The organism is Brevundimonas sp. KH_025, from assembly GCF_057839885.1.
The window spans coordinates 325,803-345,038 of the sequence record NZ_CM174501.1 but is presented as its reverse complement, the minus strand read 5'-3'; the positions used below and the strand labels follow the sequence as shown (position 1 = coordinate 345,038).

17 protein-coding genes are annotated in these 19,236 nt (G+C 67.8%); 11 read left to right on the top strand and 6 right to left on the bottom strand.

Annotated features, from left to right (window positions below; all coding sequences use genetic code 11):
* The first annotated feature begins 56 nt into the window (after nt 1-56).
* From AC3IS2_RS01740 to AC3IS2_RS01730, 3 genes are read left to right on the top strand one after another with little or no spacing between them, the layout of a single operon-like run.
* A complete protein-coding gene (locus tag AC3IS2_RS01740; protein WP_489198955.1) occupies nt 57-1,229 on the top strand; it encodes an ABC transporter permease in 1,173 nt (390 codons plus the stop codon).
* Nucleotides 1,226-1,981: an ABC transporter ATP-binding protein gene (locus AC3IS2_RS01735; RefSeq protein ID WP_489198954.1), complete on the top strand. Its 756-nt coding sequence runs from the start codon at nt 1,226-1,228 to the stop codon at nt 1,979-1,981. Before AC3IS2_RS01740 ends, AC3IS2_RS01735 begins: the two co-directional genes overlap by 4 nt.
* Nucleotides 1,982-2,006: 25 nt before the next feature.
* Nucleotides 2,007-3,023, top strand: a complete 1,017-nt coding sequence (locus AC3IS2_RS01730; RefSeq protein WP_489198953.1) for a hemolysin secretion protein D — start codon at nt 2,007-2,009, stop codon at nt 3,021-3,023.
* A 59-nt stretch (nt 3,024-3,082) separates the two neighbouring features.
* On the opposite strand, the gene AC3IS2_RS01725 is transcribed toward AC3IS2_RS01730, so the two are convergent.
* Nucleotides 3,083-3,880, bottom strand: coding sequence for a crotonase/enoyl-CoA hydratase family protein (locus AC3IS2_RS01725; protein WP_489198952.1), 798 nt, complete (start codon nt 3,878-3,880; stop codon nt 3,083-3,085).
* Nucleotides 3,881-4,000: 120 nt separating this feature from the next.
* Nucleotides 4,001-4,159: a hypothetical protein gene (locus tag AC3IS2_RS01720; RefSeq protein ID WP_312062200.1), complete on the bottom strand. Its 159-nt coding sequence runs from the start codon at nt 4,157-4,159 to the stop codon at nt 4,001-4,003.
* Nucleotides 4,160-4,324: 165 nt separating this feature from the next.
* Between AC3IS2_RS01720 and AC3IS2_RS01715 the strand changes: the two genes are divergently transcribed.
* Both AC3IS2_RS01715 and AC3IS2_RS01710 read left to right on the top strand, forming a co-directional pair.
* On the top strand, nt 4,325-4,552 hold the full coding sequence (locus AC3IS2_RS01715; protein WP_489198951.1) for a DUF1289 domain-containing protein: 228 nt from the start codon (nt 4,325-4,327) through the stop codon (nt 4,550-4,552).
* Nucleotides 4,553-4,627: 75 nt separating this feature from the next.
* A complete protein-coding gene (locus AC3IS2_RS01710; RefSeq protein WP_489198950.1) occupies nt 4,628-5,110 on the top strand; it encodes a retropepsin-like aspartic protease family protein in 483 nt (160 codons plus the stop codon).
* 188 nt (nt 5,111-5,298) lie between these two features.
* Here AC3IS2_RS01710 and AC3IS2_RS01705 read toward each other — a convergent pair whose 3' ends face one another.
* Nucleotides 5,299-6,165, bottom strand: a complete 867-nt coding sequence (locus AC3IS2_RS01705; protein ID WP_489198949.1) for an LD-carboxypeptidase — start codon at nt 6,163-6,165, stop codon at nt 5,299-5,301.
* An 82-nt stretch (nt 6,166-6,247) separates the two neighbouring features.
* Here AC3IS2_RS01705 and AC3IS2_RS01700 point away from each other — a divergent pair, with 82 nt between their 5' ends.
* The 4 genes from AC3IS2_RS01700 (at nt 6,248) to AC3IS2_RS01685 (ending at nt 12,254) form a co-directional block, all read left to right on the top strand.
* Nucleotides 6,248-7,636 (top strand): UDP-N-acetylmuramate--L-alanine ligase, encoded by a 1,389-nt coding sequence (locus AC3IS2_RS01700; RefSeq protein WP_489198948.1) that lies wholly within the window; start codon nt 6,248-6,250, stop codon nt 7,634-7,636.
* A 117-nt stretch (nt 7,637-7,753) separates the two neighbouring features.
* On the top strand, nt 7,754-9,355 hold the full coding sequence (locus tag AC3IS2_RS01695; protein ID WP_489198947.1) for an ATP-binding protein: 1,602 nt from the start codon (nt 7,754-7,756) through the stop codon (nt 9,353-9,355).
* A gap of 41 nt (nt 9,356-9,396) precedes the next feature.
* Complete coding sequence (locus AC3IS2_RS01690) at nt 9,397-11,427, top strand: TonB-dependent receptor (RefSeq protein ID WP_489198946.1); 2,031 nt, start codon at nt 9,397-9,399, stop codon at nt 11,425-11,427.
* 347 nt (nt 11,428-11,774) lie between these two features.
* On the top strand, nt 11,775-12,254 hold the full coding sequence (locus AC3IS2_RS01685; protein ID WP_489198945.1) for a hypothetical protein: 480 nt from the start codon (nt 11,775-11,777) through the stop codon (nt 12,252-12,254).
* 36 nt (nt 12,255-12,290) lie between these two features.
* Here the strand turns inward: AC3IS2_RS01685 and AC3IS2_RS01680 are convergent, their stop codons facing one another.
* From AC3IS2_RS01680 to AC3IS2_RS01670, 3 genes are all read right to left on the bottom strand, one after another.
* Nucleotides 12,291-12,665 carry a hypothetical protein gene (locus AC3IS2_RS01680; RefSeq protein WP_489198944.1) on the bottom strand — a complete coding sequence of 125 codons (375 nt, stop codon included), beginning with the start codon at nt 12,663-12,665 and terminating at the stop codon, nt 12,291-12,293.
* 276 nt (nt 12,666-12,941) lie between these two features.
* A complete protein-coding gene (locus tag AC3IS2_RS01675; RefSeq protein ID WP_489198942.1) occupies nt 12,942-14,219 on the bottom strand; it encodes a DUF5677 domain-containing protein in 1,278 nt (425 codons plus the stop codon).
* A gap of 161 nt (nt 14,220-14,380) precedes the next feature.
* On the bottom strand, nt 14,381-17,590 hold the full coding sequence (locus tag AC3IS2_RS01670) for a hypothetical protein (RefSeq protein ID WP_489198941.1): 3,210 nt from the start codon (nt 17,588-17,590) through the stop codon (nt 14,381-14,383).
* Between the two features lie 433 nt (nt 17,591-18,023).
* Between AC3IS2_RS01670 and AC3IS2_RS01665 the strand changes: the two genes are divergently transcribed.
* Nucleotides 18,024-18,695, top strand: coding sequence for a PepSY-associated TM helix domain-containing protein (locus AC3IS2_RS01665; RefSeq protein ID WP_489198940.1), 672 nt, complete (start codon nt 18,024-18,026; stop codon nt 18,693-18,695).
* Between the two features lie 24 nt (nt 18,696-18,719).
* Nucleotides 18,720-19,232 carry a DUF2271 domain-containing protein gene (locus AC3IS2_RS01660; protein ID WP_489198939.1) on the top strand — a complete coding sequence of 171 codons (513 nt, stop codon included), beginning with the start codon at nt 18,720-18,722 and terminating at the stop codon, nt 19,230-19,232.
* The last annotated feature ends 4 nt before the right edge of the window (nt 19,233-19,236 follow it).

Below are 19,236 nucleotides of genomic sequence, written 5' to 3'. Positions count from 1 at the left end.
GCCCCGGGCCGGGGCGCCGTCAGATAACACTGCAAGTCAGGGGTTTGAGACGCGTCATGTCACTCGCGCTATCCACGCTGCTCTTTGAGTGGCGACGTTATATGGCCGCCGTCATGGCGCTGGCCCTTTCGGGCCTGCTCGTGCTGGCGATGACCGGGGTCTTCATCGGCATCGGCAAGGGCTTCACCGCCCAGATCGAGCGCTCGGCCGCCGACATCATCATCATGCAGCCCGGCGCCAAGAGCCTGATGGGCGGACCGTCGGGCGTGCCGCGCCGCTTCATTCCGCTGGCCTACAACCATCCGGCCGTGGTCGAGGTTCAGCCGCTGGACGGCGCCGGCGGCAGCTTCCAGTCGGTCAAGGAGGTCGACCCGACCCGCAGCCAGGCCGACAACGCCCGCCAGGGCGCCCCGCGTCAGAAATTCGTCCAGTCCAGCATCATCGACACGACGCCCGGCTCCGTCACCATTCCGACCGACTATTCGCGCGAACTGGTCGACGCCCTGCGTCAGCCCTACACCGTGGCCATCGACGAGACGGCCCTGACGACCCTGGGCGTCAAGCTGGGCGACAAGGCCCTGTATAACGGCCAGACCGTCACCGTCGTCGGCGTCACGCGCGGCTATCCCAACATGATGCAGCCCGGCATCGTCATGTCGCGCGACACCCTGCGGATGCTGGGCCAGGCCGACACCGGCCCGCGCGTCGGCCCGCTGATGATCAAGCTGCGCGATCCGGCCCAGGCCACGATCGTCGCCGCCCAGCTGAACGAGACGGGCAACGGCCAGTGGAAGGCCTGGACCCGTCAGGAGCTGGCCGACGCCAATGCCGGCGCCATGTTCGAGGAAGGCATCCTGGTCATCATCATCGGCGGCTGCGTGGTGCTGGGCATCATCATCGGCGTGGCCATCACCTGGCAGACCCTGCGCGGGGCCATCATGGCCAACATCAAGGAGTTCGCCTCGCTGCGCGCCCTCGGCGTCGGCATGGGATCGCTGCGCCGCATCGTCATGGAGCTGAGCTTCTGGGTCGGCATCGTCGGCGTCGCCGCCGCCATCGGCCTGACCTGGCTGCTGTCGCTGTTCGCCATGTCCAAGGCCGTCATCATCGCCCTGCCCCTGCCGCTGCTGATCGTGGTGGGCGGCGGTCTGATCGCCATCGCCATGGTGTCGGGCCTGCTGTCGATGGGCATCCTGAAAAAGAGCCAACCTGCGGATCTGCTGCGATGAACATTCACACCAAGGTTCACGGCAAGCACGGCGAGTTCGCCATCGAGGCCAAGGGACTGGTCAAGCGCTTCAAGTCCGGCAAATCCTATGTCGAGGTGCTGAAGGGCGTGAACTTCGACGCCCGTCACGGCGACCTGACCATGGTCATGGGGCCGTCCGGCTCGGGCAAGTCGACGCTGATCGCCGCCCTGTCCGGCCTGCTGCGCCCCGAACAGGGCCGGGTCGACGCCCTGGACGTCGACGACATGTGGAAGCTGTCGTCGGGCCGGATCGACAAGTTCCGCCTGGATCACTGCGGCTTCATCTTCCAGGGCTTCAACCTGTTCCCGGCGCTCAGCGCCCTGCAGCAGGTGACGACGGTGCTGAAGTTCCAGGGCTTGACCCCGGATCAGGCCAAGAAGCGCGCCACCCTGGCGCTGGAAGAAGTCGGCCTGGGCCATCGCCTGCATCAGCGCCCGGCGGCCCTGTCCGGCGGCGAGAAGCAGCGCGTCGCCATCGCCCGCGCCCTGGCCAAGGACCCGCAGATCCTGTTCGCCGACGAACCGACCTCGGCTCTGGACGGCGAAAACGGCCAGATCGTCATCAAGCTGCTGCGCCGGGCCGCCACCGAGCACGGGGCGGCGGTCATCTGCGTGACCCACGACCCGCGCCTGGAAGCCTGGGCCGACCGGGTCATCCACATCGAAGACGGCGTGATCATCGACGATCAGCGCCGCATCCCCAATCCCGACGCCGTTCTGGCCTCGCACTAGACACCGATCCTCAAGGACGCCTCACATGCCCGCTTTCCTGAAAAACAAATGGCTCTGGATCGGCCTCGTGCTGCTGATCGTGCTCGTCGTCGGCTTCAGCATGGTCCAGAAGGCCAATGCCGCGAAGAAGGCCGATGAAGCCGCCCAGAAAGAGAAGAAGGTCGAAAGCCCCTATGCGGCCATCGCCAACGGCAAGGTCGACATCGAGGGCGGCATCATCCAGATCGCGGCCCGTCGCGGCGGCGTGGTGCGTGAAGTCCTGGTGCAGGAAGGCGACCGCGTCGTCGCCGGCCAGATCCTGGCCCGTCAGGAAGACGACGAGCCGCGCCTGTCGCTGCAAAGTGCCTCGGCCGACGTGGCCCAGGCCGAAAGCCAGCTGCGCCTGATCAACGTCGAGATCGCCACCGCCCAGCGCGAGTTCGACCGCCTGCAGAAGCTGGTCGCCACCAACTTCGTCGCCGCCCAGAAGATGGATCAGGCCCGCGACGCCATCGCCCAGGCCCAGGCCCGTCTCGCGGCCCAGCAGTCGGCCATCCAGACCGCCCGCGCCCGCCGCGACCAGGCCGCCTACAACGTCGAGCTGACCGTCATCCGCGCCCCGCAGGACGGCCGCATCGTGCGCCGCTACGCCAACCCCGGCGCCGGCGCCTCGACCCTGAACGTGTCCAACATGTTCGATCTGGAACCGGACGCCCCGCGCATCGCCCGCGCCGAAATCGTCGAGGCCGACATTCCGAACATCACCCCGGACCAGGCCGTCGAGATCACCCCGGAAGGCGACCCCAGCAAGGTCTATGTCGGCAAGGTCCTGCGCCGCGCCGCCGTCTTCGGCGCCCGCAAGCTGGCCTCGGACGACCCGTCGCAACGCACCGACGAGCGCGTGGTCGAGGTGGTCGTGGCCGTCAACGACGCCCCGCTGCTGATCGGCCAGCGCGTCCTGGTCAAGTTCATGAAGCCGGGCGAAACCGCCGGGGCCAAGCGCGACACCAGCGTCGCCGGCGTCCCCGCCAGCCGCTCGATGCAGACGCCGGCCCGCCGCTAAGGGTCAGCGAAACCGAAGACGGAAAGGGGCGCCGCGAGGCGCCCCTTTTTCTTGGCCGATCAGGCGCCGGTAAACTCCCCCGGCCGCTTCTCCAGCACCGCCGTCACGCCCTCGATGTGATCCTCGGTCAGATGGGCCAGGGCCTGCATGGCGGCGGACAGCTCCAGCATCTGATCGAAATTCATGTCGCGGCCCTGACGCAGCAGGCTCTTGGCCATGCGCAGGGCCTGGGGCGGCTGGGCGGCGATCTGGGCCGCCGTCGTCATGGCCTCGTCCATCAGGGTCTCGTGCGGGACCACGCGGTTGACCAGGCCCCACTTGTCGGCGGTCTCGGCGTCGATGGAGCGGGCGGTGAACAGCATCTCGGCGGCGCGGACATAGCCGACGTTGCGCGGCAACAGCCAGGAGCCGCCGTCGCCGGGAATGATGCCCAGCTTCATGAAGGGCACGCCGAAGCTGGCGCGGTCCGAGGCGATGCGGATGTCGCCCAGGCCGGCGATGTCGCAGCCCAGCCCCATGGCCGGGCCGTTGACGGCGGCGATCAGCGGCACCTCCAGCCCGTAGAGCGAGCGGACGATGCGGTGGACCACGCGGCGATAGCGTTCGCGGATGGCGGCGCCCGAACCCTCGAACAGGCCGGCGCGCGCCTTCATCGCCTTGAGGTCGCCGCCGGCGGAAAAGGCCCGGCCCGCGCCGGTCATGACGACGCAGCGGATCGAGGGGTCGGCATTGACCGCCTCGCAGGCATTCGCAAAGGCCTCGCCGTCCTCAAGATCCGGCAGGGCGTTCAGCCGGTCGGGCCGCGTCAGGGTCCAGACCATGACCGCGCCGTGGCGCTCCTCGACGATCAGACCCATGGCGACGCTCCTCTTGATGAAGGAGCCGGTTTCAGCGGGGCGACAGGCGAAGGCAAGCGGAATTGAAAAACCCCGGTCGTTCTGACCGGGGCTTACGGGTTGGATCGTTCGGTCTCGCGACTACGCGCGCGGCCGTTTGATCGTTATGGGCACGAAGTTCGAAGGATGACTGACCGCGCGGTTGTTCGCGCCGTTCATCTGCTTCGTGTTTACCAGCATCCCGCCCCACAGGGCGAAGGACATCATGGCGTGCTGGAGGTTGCGCTCCTTGTCGTTCATTTTGGCGTCTCCTTTCGCTGAACGATGAAAGAAGACGCGTCGTGCTTTTCGGGAATCTCACCGTCATAGTCGTTTCGCGTCAGGCTCCTACATAGCCCCGCTTGGTTAAAAAGTCAAGATTTTGGTCCGAACTCGGACTTCTTGTAGCGTCATAGTCATAAAACCATGAGCCAGCCGCCCGCCTCATCTCCCGCCCGACCGCCGCGCGCCGTCGCCACCCCGTGCGTCATGGTCTGCACTGTCGACGGGGCCTCGGGGTTGTGCCTGGGCTGCTTTCGCACCCTGCCCGAGATCGCGACCTGGAGCCGGATGAGCGACGAGGAACGGGCGGCGATCATGGGCGAACTGAACGGGCGGCGCGGCCAGATCGACCCGGCCCTGCTGGGCGAGTAACGCGGTTCGGCCGTCAACCTTTCGTTCGCCGTATCGCTTCACGCGACGCCAAGACCCTTGCGGCAGATTAGGGTCATGATCCGTATCGACCCGCGCTCTGCTGTCGTTTTCGCCGCCGCCCTGGCCACGTCGCTGGCCTGCGCCGGCGCCCTGCGCTGGATCGACGGCGCGGGCGAGGCCCAGGCCGCGATCGCCGCCCCCTCGGTCGTGCGCTCGGCCGACGGCCACTACTGGGCCGAGGCCGTGGTCGATGGAAAGCCGATGCGGATGCTGGTCGACACCGGCGCCAGCGTCGTGACCCTGAGCCGCGCCGACGCGGAACGGGCCGGCGTCAGCGTCGTCGCCAAGGATTTCACGCGCACGCTCAACACCGCCGCCGGCCCGGTGAAGGCGGCGCCCGTCGTGCTGCCGTCGCTGGCGGTGGCGGGGGTGCGGCTGACCTCGGTCGAGGCCCTGGTGGTGGACGCCGACATGCCCGCCTCGCTGCTGGGCATGAGCTATCTGGGCCGGCTGTCGGGCTTCGAAGCGCGGCCCGAAGGCCTGACCTTCAAGGGCTGAGGCGCGCCCATCCTCCCCCGTTCACGGGGGAGGGGGACCGCGTAGCGGTGGAGGGGGCGGATACGCGCACACCCTCGAGACCACGTCACACTGTCCCACGCCGCTCTAGCCGAAGCACCTCGTGCTCGCCCCCTCCACCATGCTGCGCATGGTCCCCCTCCCCCGCTGCGCAAGGGAGGATCGCCGAGTCACCGTTTCGCCCCGAACGGCACCACCTTGTTGTCCGGGTCGTGGCCGATGTCGGCGGCGCCCAGATAGGGAATGCCGGAGCGTTCGCACCAGTAGCGAACGATCTCCTCCGGCGTCAGGCCAAAGTCGGGGTCGTTGGGCGTGACGTCCGAAACCCGGCCCAAGCGGATGCCCGCGGCGCGGCGGATCGAGGCCTGCCCCGTCAGGTGGAACATCATCCGGTCGACGCGATAGAGGGCCTCGGACACCTCTTCCAGCATGATGACGTGGCCGGTCAGGTCCGGCTCCAGCGCCGTGCCGACCAGTTCGTTGAGGATGGTCAGATTGAAGGCGACGGCCGGGCGCGGGTCGTCCAGCAGCGACGGCTCAAGCGCGGCGCGGTCGCCGCTGACCAGCCAGTCCACCGCGCGGCGTCCCGTCTCGTCATGGCGCGCCCCGTCCGAGGCCATCGGCCCGTGGGCCAGATGGGGAAAGCCGGCCTTGTAGAGCAGGGCCAGCAGGCTGCCGGCGTCGGAATAGCCGAGGTAGCGCTTCTTCCTCGCCACCTCCGTCAGCTGCGGCAGGACCGCCTCGGCGATGCGGCACGAGCCGTAGCCGCCGCGCGCGAACCAGATGGCGCTAAGGCGCGGATCATTGGCGAACTCGACGAAGGCGGCGGCGCGGACGGCGTCGTCGCCGCCGAAATGGCCGTGCGTGTCGAAAGCGTTCGGCTGGAAGACCAGCTGGACCTCGCCGCCCGGATAGGCCTGATCCATCCAGGCCTGGATCGCCGCGCCGCGTTCAGGGTCCAGACGCGAGCTGGCGTTGACGACGCCAATCTTAAAAGGGCCTGGCTTGAAGGGGCCGGTCTTGGAAGATTCAGGCATGGGGATGGGGCTGGCCTCCGGCGTCGCCCGTGCTAGTCAGGCCGCCGGACATTCCCCGGTTTCGCGCGTCAAAATCAAGCCGATGAACAAAGACTATTTCTTCTGCGGCGTCGGCGGGTCCGGCATGCTGCCCCTGGCCATGATCGTTCAGGCGCAGGGGAACCGCATCGCGGGTTCCGACCGGGCGCTGGATCAGGGGCGCACGCCGGACAAGTTCGACTGGCTGCGCGCCCACGGCGTCAGCCTGCACCCGCAGGACGGATCGGGCGTGACCAGCCCCGATCAGATCGTCGTCGCCACCGGCGCGGTCGAGGACACGGTGCCCGACATCGGCGCGGCGAAACGCGTCGGCGCGACGATCAAGACCCGGCCCCAGCTGCTCAGCGAACTGTTCAACGCCGCCCCGACCTCGATCGGCGTGGCGGGCACCAGCGGCAAGTCGACCATCACCGGCATGATCGCCTGGATCCTGGATCAGGCGGGCCGCAAGCCGACCGTGGTCAACGGCGCGGTGATGAAGAATTTCGCCGACGCCGACCATCCCTTCGCCAGCGCCCTGGTCGGGGGAGCGGACCTGTTCGTAGCCGAGGTGGACGAGTCGGACGGCTCCATCGCCCGCTATGACCCGACGGTGGCGGTCGTCTCCAACATCTCGCTGGACCACAAGTCGATGGAGGAGCTGCGCGACCTGTTCGGCGGCTTCGTCGGCCGGGCGACGACGGCGGTGCTGAACCTCGACAATCCCGAGACGGCGGCGCTGGCGCAGGAGTTGGCGCCGGGCAAGGCGATCACCTTTGCCCTGGGCGAGGAAGACGCGGACCTGTCGGCGCATGACCTGGCGCCCCTGCCCACCGGCATGAGCTTCGAGCTGCGGGTGCGCGGCGAGGCTCCCCGTCCCGTCGTGCTGAACGTGCCCGGCGCGCACAATGTCGCCAACGCCCTGGCGGCGCTCAGCGCGGTCAAGGCGCTGGGCGTGTCGGTCGATCAGGCCGTCGCGGCGCTCACGACCTTCGCCGGCATCCGGCGGCGGCTGGAGGTGGTGGGAACCCAGAACGGCGTCACCGTCATCGACGACTTCGCCCACAACCCCGACAAGATCGCCGCCACGTTGAAGACCCTGCACGCCTTCGACGGACGGCTGCTGATCCTGTTCCAGCCGCACGGCTTCGGCCCGCTGAAGCTGATGAAGCGGGAGTTCATCGAGGGCTTCGCCGGCTTGATGCGCGAACACGACGTCCTGCTGATGCCCGAGCCGGTCTATTACGGCGGCACCACCGACCGCAGCGTCGGGTCCGAGGACATCGCCAAGGGCGTGCGCGCCGAGGGGCGTCAGGCCGAGGCCCTGGCGACGCGCGCCGACTGCGGCGACCGGATCGTGGAACTGGCCCGACCCGGCGACCGGGTGGTGGTCATGGGCGCGCGCGACGACAGCCTGTCGAGCTTCGCGGCGGAGCTGCTGGCCCGACTTTAAGCTCCGCGCCCGGAGCAAACGTCAAATTGTTCTTGTAAAACATTCACTTTCGGCAAATCGGCTGTTAAGCGCCGCCGGCCTAACTGCGCTCTCGCAAAACGCGAGAGGGGCGACGACATGGCCAGGATCGGAGACTTCGTCGAGGCGGCGCCGCCCATGGCGCCCGACGCCTTCGGCGCCGAGGCCTTCGACCGCTTTCAGGCCGAGCCGGCCACCCTGGTCATCGCCGTGGTGGACGCGGACGGACGGCCCGTCGGCCTGATCGAGCGCAACGCCTTCACCCTGAAGATGGCCGCCGAGTTCGGCCGCGCCCTCTATGCGCGGCGCCCGGTCTCGGCCCTGATGGACCCGTCGCCGCTGCTGGTCGAGGCCGACGCCTCGGCTGACGTCCTGTTCCAGACCATGGACGCGGCGGGGCTGGGCGCCCTGCTGAAAGGCTTCATCGTCGTCTCGCGCGGCCGCTATGTCGGGGTCGGCGCGGGGCTGCACGTGCTGCAGGCGGGGGTGGCCATCCACAAGCGCCGCGCCGAGGCCATGGGCGAACTGGCCCAGAACCTGGTGCGCGCCGAGGCCGAGGCCCGCGCCTCCAGCCGCGCCAAGTCCGAGTTCCTGGCGGTGATGAGCCACGAGATCCGCACGCCGCTGAACGGGGTGCTGGGGGTGGCCGCCCTGATGGAGCGCGAACTGACGCAAGCCTCGCTTCGCCCCTATGTCCGCACCATTCTGGACTCGGGCAACAGCCTGCTGCGGCTGCTGACCGACGCCCTGGACATGTCGCGCGCCGAGGCGGGGATGCTGACGCTGGAGCCGGCGCCGCTGGACCTCGACGCCGTGGCCGCCGACCTGTCGGCCCTGTGGCGGCCCCGCGCGGAGGAGAAGGCGCTCGCCCTGACGGTGACGAGCGCGACCGGCGCCGCGCGCTGGGTGGTCGGCGACGAGATGCGGCTGAAGCAACTGCTGAACAACCTGATCGGCAATGCGCTGAAATTCACCCATCAGGGCGCGGTCGAGGTCAGCCTGACCACCCGGCTGGACGACGGGCGGGTGCGGCTGGACGCCGTGGTCGACGACAGCGGCCCCGGCGTCAGCGACGAGGCGGCCGCCGCCATCTTCGAGCCCTTCAACACCGGCGAGGCGGGACGACAGGGCGCGGGCGCGGGCCTCGGCCTGGCCATCTGCCGCCAGATCGTCGAACGGATGGACGGCGCCCTGTCGGTCGAGCGCTCGCCTCAGGGCGGGGCGCGCTTCCGCTTTCATCTGCGCCTGCCGCTGGCCGAGGCCGACGCGCGGCGCGACGAGGATCATGCCGTCGCGCCCACCGCGCACGAGACCCTGCATGTGCTGGTCGTGGACGACAACGCCACCAACCGCTTCGTCGCCGGCAAGGTGCTGGAGCTGTTCGGCTGCACCCATGAGACCGCCGAGGACGGGCGTCAGGCGGTGGAGCGGGCGAGCGTCGCTCCCTTCGACCTGATCCTGATGGACGTGAAGATGCCGGTGATGGACGGGGTGACGGCGACGCGGGCCATCCGCGCCCTGTCCGGCGCCGCGTCAGCCGTGCCCATCCTGGCCCTGACCGCCAACGCCGACCCGCGCGACGAGGCCGAGTATCTGGCCGCGGGCATGGACGGGGTGGCGCAGAAGCCGATCCAGCCCGACGCCCTGTTGAACGCCATCCGACTGGCCCTGTCGCGTCACGCCGTGGCCGCAGCGGCTTAAGGGCGCGCAACCGGGCGGGCCCTGGGGTATGGTCCCGCTTGATGCTTCAGGACACGCCCCCCGCCCCGCCGACCACCACCGTTGACGAGGTGATCGTCACCGCCGCCCGTCTGCCCCCGGCGGCGGGCGAGGCGGCCTTTTCCGTGATCCGCCTGGGCGAGAAGACCCTGTCCACGGCTGTGCGGCTGGACGAGGCGTTGGCGACGGTGCCCGCGGTGTCCCTGTTCCGGCGCACCTCCAGTCTGGCGGCCAATCCGACGACGCAGGGCATCAGCCTGCGCGCCATCGCGCCGTCGGGGGCGGGGCGGACTCTGGTGACGCTGGACGGGGCGCCGCTGAACGATCCCTTCGGCGGCTGGGTGATCTGGTCCCAGGCGCCGACCGAGAGCATCGAAAGTCTCGACATCGTGCGCGGCGCCGGGGCAGGTCCCTATGGGGCGGGGGCGCTGACGGGCGTGATCCAGCTGAGGGAGCGCGAGCGCGGCGGGGTGCTGGACGCCTCGGTCGGCGAACGCGGCGGGGCGCGGCTGGCGGGCTCGGGCGGGATCGACGCAGGTTCGACGCGGCTGACCGGCTCGGTGCTGTATGAGACCAGCGACGGCTATGTCCCCGTGCGGGGCGCGGCGGCGGGGGCGGCGGATGCGCCGCTGGATCTGGAGGCCAAGAGCGCGGCGCTGCGCGCGGATCTGCCGATCGGCGAGGCTGCGTTGTCGCTGCGGGCCGCCGCCTATGAGGAGGATCGCGGCTCGGGGCTGGCGGGGGCGCAGGCGACGGCCAGCGGCCATGTGCTGTCGGCGACCGCCGCGCGGCGACCGTCCGAAGGCGACTATGGCTGGCGGCTGCAGGCCTGGCGGCGCGAGAGCGATCTGGCCAACACCTCGGTGGCCGTGGCCGCCGACCGGGCGACGACCACGCCCGCCAACGACCAGTATGAGACCCCCGCGACCGGCTGGGGCCTCAACGCCGCCCTGCGCCGGGCCGAGCGCCAGGTCGGCGGCGGGCGGCTGGAGTGGGAGGTCGGCGCCGACGCCCGCTTCAACGAGGGCGAGACGCACGAGCGGTTCCGCTACATGGCCGGGGCCTTCACCCGAAACCGCGTCGCCGGGGGCGAGACCTCGACAGCGGGGATCTACGGCGAAGGCTCGCTGGAAAACGGGCCGTGGCTGCTGGCCGGCGGCCTGCGGCTGGACGGCTGGAAGAACGAAAATGGACGGCGGCTGGAGCGCGACCTCGCCACCGGGGCGGCGACGCTGGACGAGACCGATCCCCAACGCTCGGGCGAGGTGGTCAGCGCGCGACTGGCGGCGCGGCGCATGATCGGCGGCGGCTGGGCGGCGCGGGCGGCGGCCTATTCCGGCTTCCGGCCCGCCACGCTGAACGAACTGCACCGGCCCTTCCGCGTCGGCAACGACCTGACCGAGGCCAATGCCGGCCTAGTCCCCGAGACCCTGCAAGGCGTCGAGGCCGGGCTGGCCTTCGAGGGGCCGATCTCGGCCCTGAGCGCCACCCTGTTCTGGAACCGGATCGAGGACGCCGTCGTCAACGTCACCATCGGCCAGGGGCCGGGCATCTTCCCTCGCGCCGGCTTCGTCCCCGCCGGCGGCGTGCTGCGCCAGCGCCGGAACGCCGGGACCATCGAGGCGACGGGGGTCGAGATCAGCGCCCGCCAAACCCTGCGCGCCGGGCTGGACCTGAGCGGCGCCGTGTCGATCACCGACGCGCGGATGGATGGCGGATCGGCCGCGCCGCAGCTGACCGGCCTGCGCCCGGCCCAGGCCCCGATCTGGAGCGCCACGGCGGGGATCGACTGGCGGGCCAGCGACCGCCTGAGCCTGGCTGCCCGCGCCCGCTATGAAAGCCAGCGGTTCGAGGACGATCTGAACAGCCGGGTGCTGGGCGCCGCCGTGACGGCGGACCTGCGGGCCAACTGGCGGGTCAACGACACGGCGTCGCTGTGGCTGGCCGCCGACAATCTGTTCGACGTCGAGGTCGAGGTTTCTGAGACCGGAACCGGGGTCGAAGGCTTCGGCCCGCCGCGCACCCTCAGCGCCGGCGTGCGGCTGACTTACTGATGTCGCCACCACTCAAGACTGACGAACAAAGCCATTGTTTTTGAATGGCCGCGCCAGGAGCACCCGCTGTGACACCAGCGAAGACTGTCATTATCGCCGTGAAACAATTCTGACGCAGGTCTGCAAAGCGCCAGCAGCGGACATTGGTGCCGCGCCCGGAAGCGGACGCTCAACGGGTTGGTCTGCGAAGGTCCGCTTCCGACCCTGTGCGGATGTTCGGGGCGTCCGGCTCTATCCCTTTGCCTTCCCACCAAGAAGGCAGCTGACAAGCGCCACCATACGGCGACAGCTCGACACATCTCAGCCAGACTGAGGCCGTAGTCGATGGAAGACCGGGATGAAATGACATGACGAAAGCCGCACAAGCTTACGGCCCTGCGGAGACCCGCGAGGACGTCGGCAACCTGCAGACCTTGGTGGAGCTGGCTGGTGGCGCAGCCGAAGCGGCGAGTATCGCCGGCATGCAGCCCAAGCGCTTGGAGGCCGCTCTGGGCGGGGACCTTTCGAAGATCAACGCCTTGCACCTCTCACGGCTCGAAGCCCACGTTACAGAGGCCGTCGTCTCCGGCCCCGCAGCGCGGAGGATTCGGTCGAGAAAGCGGGAGGCCATGGCCACGCCCACGCTTCGGGAGGTGCGGATCGGCACCTCGGCCGCACACCTGGCGGCTGCGAAATGGCAGCACGCGGCGACTTGCCTACCTGAAACGCCATCACAGAGGCAGTTAAGCGAGGTGATGGCCGTTCAGATCGAGGCGCAGGCCGCCATCATGGACGCTGAGGACCTTCGCGCCGTTTTTGAAGAGCGGCGCCGCGACGAGCCTGGCTGATGGGCGGTCGGACCGAACCTGCCTCGGCCCGTGCCCTTATCCCGCTTCGTCTGGAAGGAACTGCGACGTGAAGGACAGGACCATCGGGCCCTTCGCCACCGCAGCGGACAGTTCAGGCACCGGCCATTCACGGCGAAGGTGTGCGAGAACGGCCTCAAGGTGATCGGCGGCCTCCGCTTCATAGGCATCGATCATCGTCCCGAGGTCGACCCTCGGGTGGCTCACCTTCTGAGCCCCGCCGTCCCAGAGTTCGAACGTCAGTGCGCTGTAGGACTTCTCCTGTCGCCCCATGAAGCTGCGCATGGGCCCTTTGGCACCATGGATCTTCGAGCCGGATGTTTTGTTGGCGGGATGGCCGACCAGAAGGTTTCGGAAGTCGCGGATGTCTTTCCAGGCCGCGCCGCCGGACACTGCGGGGGCGCCAACCGACGTCGGTGAGGGCGTCCTGTTGGATGATCACCGCCTGCACGACGCCCCAGAACTCGATGTAGGCCATCATGGCTGATGGGGAGAACTCGCGACGCCGATGCGTCAATAACGCTTCGCCGGTATCCTGCAGCAGGAGCATCGCCGTTTCGTACTGGGCGAAACGATCCCGGTGCCCCGCCTGCAGAAAATAATCCTCTCGGATGCCGGAGGCATGGAAGTGGTCATAGATCGCGCTCCGGACCCGTAGCAGCCGATCCATCAGCTTTCGGCCTCCGGCTCGAGCGCGCTTTCGTCGGCGTCACGCGTCCAGGTCTCAATCTCCTCCTCGGTTACCCAGGTGGCGTCCCGCATGGCTTGTCCCCCGCGCGAAAACGCCTTGGTGGCCGCGTCGCGAAGGCGGATGAGGACCTTCATCCCGGCGAGCTTGTCGACGGACCAGTTGGGCCCGAGGAGCGGGCCGGTCAGACGGGCAAGGCTGTAGGCGGTCTCAGCGCCGGCCTCATGAAGCCCCGCGATGCTGGCGGCCCCGGGCGGCCCTTCGCCGAAGATATCCGCGACAGACACCGTAAGTCCCTTGGTTCCAGCGTGCACGCCGTAGCTGGCGGCCTTATACTGAAGCCGCATCTGCGCCTGGTCCGCGGCCTCCTCCAGATGCTGGAAGGTAGGCTTCTCCTTGCCTAGGGCCTCAGCCGCCCAGCCGTACGGCGATTTGAACGCCGCGCCATATCGGGCGACGACCGCATTGTAGTCCGCCAGGGTCTGCTTTAGCGCTGCGGCGTTCGCCCGCCTCGCCGCGTCTTTCGGATGGCACCGCTGATAGACCTCGGCGCCGCGCTGGGCCTCCACCAGATCATGGTCGAGGTAGCGGATCGCCAGTTCTTCTCCGTGGTCGCCCAGAACGATCGCGACGACAGAGATCTCGTGGAGCGTCCGCCATCTGGAGAATGCGGCGTCGGCGAAGCCTTCGCGTAGCAGGGCGAGGATTTCGTTTGCGACCTGAATGCCGCGGATATGCAGGCGCTCAAGCGCCGCGGTCACCGCGAGACGCTTCTTAGAGCGGGACGCCTGCGCCACGGCGATGGCCTGCCCGCCGACGCTTTCGGCGGTCGCGATGAGCATGTCGAGTTTGTCGAGTGCGTCGCCCCACAGGAGCTGGATGGTCTCAAGGAAGGCTGCGCGATCCTGGTCGTGTTCGGCCTTGATGGCCGGCCATTGCTTCCGGATCGATCTCAGCAGGATGTCCGCCGACGTCTTGACGACCTCCTCCACCGCCCCCGCCATGGAGGCCTGGATGCGATCGGACAGTGCGCGGATTTCAGTGGCGTCTTCCTCAGTAAGGGTGAGCGTGGCCCCGGTGAGGCCGGGGCGTTCGTCGAGCGCAATCGGTCCCCTGCCGCCGCCGAGCAGGTGTTTCGCCAAGGCCTCAGTCTCGTGCGGATGCAACTCGATCCCGGAGGCTTCGGCCCGCCGCGCGATGATCTTCTGGAGATGCAGCTCGGGTAACCGCTGCGCGCTTGCTTCGAGCGCAGCCTGCATCGGCTCCAGAGGCTTCGGCGGGGTTCTCGCTCGGGATCTTGTTGCCACGGCCGCCTCTCCTCTCCTCTCCCGCCCGCACTCCACTCAGCCCGGTTTGACCGACCAGAGCCGTCAACGCCCTAGTAGAGGGTCAGAAGCTCATGAACTCATAAGGACATAATCTAGGCTGCCGAGCCGTCTTCGAAGTGCGCGTTTGCGCCTTCGCTTAAAGCGACGCGCTCGATCTCGTTCGGGCCGATGGTCTTGGCGGACTTCACTGCAAGGTTCCGCTTCAAAATCATCAGATCAAACAATGGCTCAGGTTCGTCTCCCTTGAGGATGGCAGGCATGAGGAGGTAAACGCCCATACGGTCGTAGTCGGCGAGGAAGCGCCTGACATGCGCGTCGGTAGCAGCCTTCATCCTGTGCATGCGCGTCATCACCATCGCGCTGCCGCTCTTGATCTTGGCGGGGTTGGACGAGATGAGCATCGTGTAGTGGAGCGGGTGCGCCGCCGAGACGTCTTTGAGGATGGAGAGATAGATCTCGTCCTCGCGGTCGATCTGTCCGAAGCGTTCGCGCCAGCGCCCGAAGATGGCACGCGCCGCCTCTTCGTTGGTGAACATCAGGCCGATGATCGGGGGCGCTTTCGGGTCATTGCTCATGTAGAGCGCGCCGCGCCAGCCCGCCTGGTTCCAAAGATGATAGTCGATCACCGACCGCATCTGGACGTCACGGTGGCTGGCGTCCTTGACCCACGCTTTCTTCCGCTCTTCGGTCGCTTCTTCCGGCGCCGGATCAACGTCGTCTTCCTGCTCTGGCAGCTTGAGGCGTTCGATCTTGGGACGCTCGCTCTGGAGTGGATAGGTCTGCTGCACGACCTCCTGCCAGTCCGTGATGCTCGCCAGGCTCTGCGAGAACATGCGATGATAGCTGTTGCCTGTGACTGCGATCATAGAGATCCGGTCGAACACCGCCTCATCGTCCGCCAGCTTCGTGACGACATCCTTGCTGTGCATAACGCACGTCGCTGCCATCGCCATGAGCGCAACATGGGTGAAGAAGCGAATCGCCACCGCCGAGCCGTCGTAGTCGAGGTGCGACATCCCGCGCGGCCACTTCACGGTCGCGGTCAAGCGGGCTTCATCAATGCGCAGGGACGGTTTCTTGATCCGGTCGGCCTCGGCGATGGAGATTTCAAAGCGCTCTGTGTGGGGATGCACTTCGAGCTCAAAGCCTGTCGCGAAACAGGCTTCGATCGCGGCGACAACCGCCTCGGCAATGAGCGTCATGGCCGCCGAGCCATCGAACGCCACATCGACGACCATGCCCATGACGGTCGCCTGAAGGTTTCTCCGGCTACCCGTGTTCGTGATCAGCGGACCGCGGATGTCATTGGAAACCGGCTGGCTGGCGAGCATCGTGAGGGTCGCCGCCGCCCCCTTGTCGGTCTCGTCGGGTGGCAGCGATCCGTCTGCCCGTAGGACGCTCTCGTAGCCCGTGATGTAGAGCAGCGACGTGCGGGCCATGATGAGGCCGAGCGCTTCAAGGACGTCGGGGAGGCTTTCGAGCTTTGCAAGGTCCGCGGGCTCGGTATTCAGGAAATGACTGCCGAGTGCGAGGTCGAGCGTCGACAAGGCTTCTTTGAGCCGCGTCTTGGACTCCTCGTCGAGTGGAAGCGTCGCCAGGCAGCCATTCAACATCTGCACGGCGTGGAGGAAGTCGGGGATGTAGCGCAGCTCGAGGCTGATCCACGCGAGGAGTTCAAGCGCCGGAACGATCCGAACGTCGAGCTCGCTGTCGGCCTCACCCTCGATGACAATCGACGCGGTCGCGAAGATGCAGGTGGCCCGCGCCGCCCACAGAAGCCCGGCACTGCGATAGGCCCGCGTGAGTAGAAAGAGCGCAGCAATCAGCGGGCCGGCGTATTCCTTCTTCGTCAATTGGCGCGCGGCCTTGCCGAGGAGCCTGATCATCTCGAACTTATCGTCGAGGCTCAGCTTCTGCGCGCGGCGGAGAAGAAGCAGCGCGCCTTCGGCCGAGCCCGTGCGCTCGCTGATGAACGCCGCGGCCTCTTCGATTAAGGCCGTGTAGGCTGGGTCATTGCCTGCGGGGATCGCCATGACCTCGATCAGCCGGACGAACCCGCGGGCGTCGAACTCGCCGAGGGTTCGGGCACGCGCGAGAATATCGGAGTATTGCGGCCAGAGGAGGGAGAACGCATCCGGGTCGCGGGCAAGGAGCGCGGCGTTGAAGTGGCCGTGGAGTCGCAGTGACTCGCACTCGAGGGCGTTGTTCGGCCGCACCTTGTCGCCGATCAGCTCGTCGAGACGGGTGTAGAGGCGCGACAGGCGCTCATCGAGCTTGCATTCCTCCTTGGTGAAATCTTCGTGGAGGACGGCGTTGATCAGCATCTGGACGAGGTTCGACAGGAACTCCAGGTTCGCGGCGTTGTCGTCGGTGATGATCAGCGCCTCAATGGCGTCGTAGTGGGAGTTCAGGTGCGCGATGTCGTCGAACCACCAGACGGCGGTCCATAGCGCCTCGTAGCGCGCCTCCATCTTCTGCCGCGTGGTCCCGTGTGCATCCGCGAGCCTGACCGCGCGGGCGAAGCGGCCCTCGGTCTCGAACCGGGGCTTCTCCAGCGAACGGGAGAGCTTCGCTGCGACCAGCGCTTCGGCCACTTCCTGGATGCGCATACCCGCGAACGACGCCGGATCCGCGAGGGACTTCTCGATGTCTTCGAGCTGGCGGCTGCGGGAATAGTCGTTGGGGCCGAGCGGCGCGCCCGCCAAGACCTCTTGGCCGACATGGAGGTAGTTGAACGCTAGGTCCTTGCGGTCGTACTCGATGACCTGCTGCATGATCCACGACCGATCGTGGATGATGACCTCGAAGCCGTGCTCGGCAGACAAGTCCTGTTCGATCTTGGCGCGGGTCTTCGCCTTCGCGAAGCGGCTGGTGACGAAGAACACGCGCTTGTAGCCGCGCTTGGTGCCCGCGATGCCCGCGACGTCGCTCTTCACCTTCGCGGCCCAGTCAGCCTTCGCGCTGAACGCGAACGCCCATTTCTCCCGGCCCGCGTTCGGCTCGCCGACAAAGCTGCGGATCGCGATCTCGTCCGCCACGGGCAGCGTCTCGCTGTCGGCCTTGCTGTCGCCACCGCCATCCGGGCCCGTCTGAGGGCGGAGGTTGGGACAGATCGCGCGTTCGCAGAGCTTCCGGCAGAAAATCTCGAAGTCGTGGGTCTGGTTGCGGGCGGTGATGGTTTCGAGGTGATGGTCCAACACGGGGCCGTCGAGGACATAGGAGATCCGTCCAACCGTGTCGGAGTAGTTTTCCGGCCGAGCGCCGCGCATATAGGTCGACGGCGACATCTTCGGTTTTTTCATCCCGCGCCTCCCCTCCTAATGCTTCAGGCAGCTGGAACAACAGTGGAACATCCACGAGTGCCGTTTCGCAAGTCCCGGCGACATTTTGCCTGTGGACCATCCGCGCGACCTAGAGCAGGGACACCAACTTCTCGCGACACGTAGCGGGCATTCCGAACCGCCGCTTTGAGTCAGAAGCGGACGCTCCGCGCCCATTTGCAGGCGCCCCGCTGTTTCACAGGTTAAGGCTGTCGCAGAGGTATTGAGGCAACAGATCGCGGTACGACGTTGAATAAACGGCCAACCGTCGGCCCTCGTCGGCTCGGCCCCGTCCGTTTCGACAGCCTTAGCTGGAAAACATGACAGTCTTAACTTGCGGCGACATACTGAACCGCGACATTCCGACGCCCAAACGGTATTGCAAATCGTTCGCAGAATATGGCACAGCCATATTGTGACCGAAGCCGCCGCCCCCTCTCCCCGGACCGCCAAGCCTGCAAAGGCCAAGGCCGCGCTGAACGCCAAGCGGTCGTTCTGGCTGAAGCAATTGCACAGCTGGCACTGGATCTCGGCGGCGCTCAGCCTGGTCGGCATGATCCTGTTCGCCGCGACCGGCATCACCCTGAACCACGCGGCGCAGATCCCAGCCGAGCCGGTCGTGAAGGAAGCGACGGCGACCCTGCCCGCGCCGCTGCTGGCGCGTCTGGCCGACTTCCCCGCCGAGACCACCGATCCCGTCCCCGCCCCCGTCGCGCGATGGGCCGCCGAGGCCTTCAAGGTGCAGGTGGACGGCAAGCCGACCGAGACCACGGCGGACGAAATCTATGTCGCCCTGGCGACGCCCGGCGGCGACGGATGGCTGACCATCGACCGTTCAACCGGCGAGGCCGTGCACGAGAAGACCACGCGCGGCTGGGTCGCCTACCTCAATGACCTGCACAAGGGTCGGAACGCCGGAAAGGTCTGGTACTGGTTCATCGACGTCTTCGCCGCAGCCTGCGTGATCTTTTCCGTCACCGGTCTGGCCCTGCTGTGGCTGCACGCCCGCGGCCGTCCCTCGACCTGGCCCATCGTGGCCCTGGGTCTGCTCATTCCTGTCGTCATCGCCCTTCTGTTCATCCACTGACCCTTCACTGACGAGCCTCCCCAAATGCGTAAGCTTCCCCTCGTCCTGACCGCTGCCGGCCTCGCCGCCGCACCCGCCGTGGCCAGCGCCGCCGACCTGACCGTCAGCGTCGAGCTGCCGCGCATCGCCAGCGCCTCCTATCACCGCCCCTATGTGGCCGTGTGGATCGAGAAGCCGGACCAGACGACGGCGCAGACGCTGGCCGTCTGGTACCAGCAGACCCGCAACAACGAGGGCGACGGCAAGGACTGGCTGAAGGACCTGCGCACCTGGTGGCGCAAGGGCGGCCGCGCCATGACCATGCCCGCCGACGGCGTGTCCGGCCCGACCAAGGCCCCCGGCCGTCACGCGGTGACCGTGCCCGCCGCCCGCCTGCGCAACCTGCCCGCCGGCCAGTACAACATCGTCGTCGAGGCGGCCCGCGAACTGGGCGGCCGCGAGGTCGTCCGCGTGCCCTTCCGCTGGGGTGCAGCCAACACCGCCGCCGGAACCGGCTCCACCGAACTGGGCGCCGTTCGCGTCGCCGTGACCCGCTAGGACC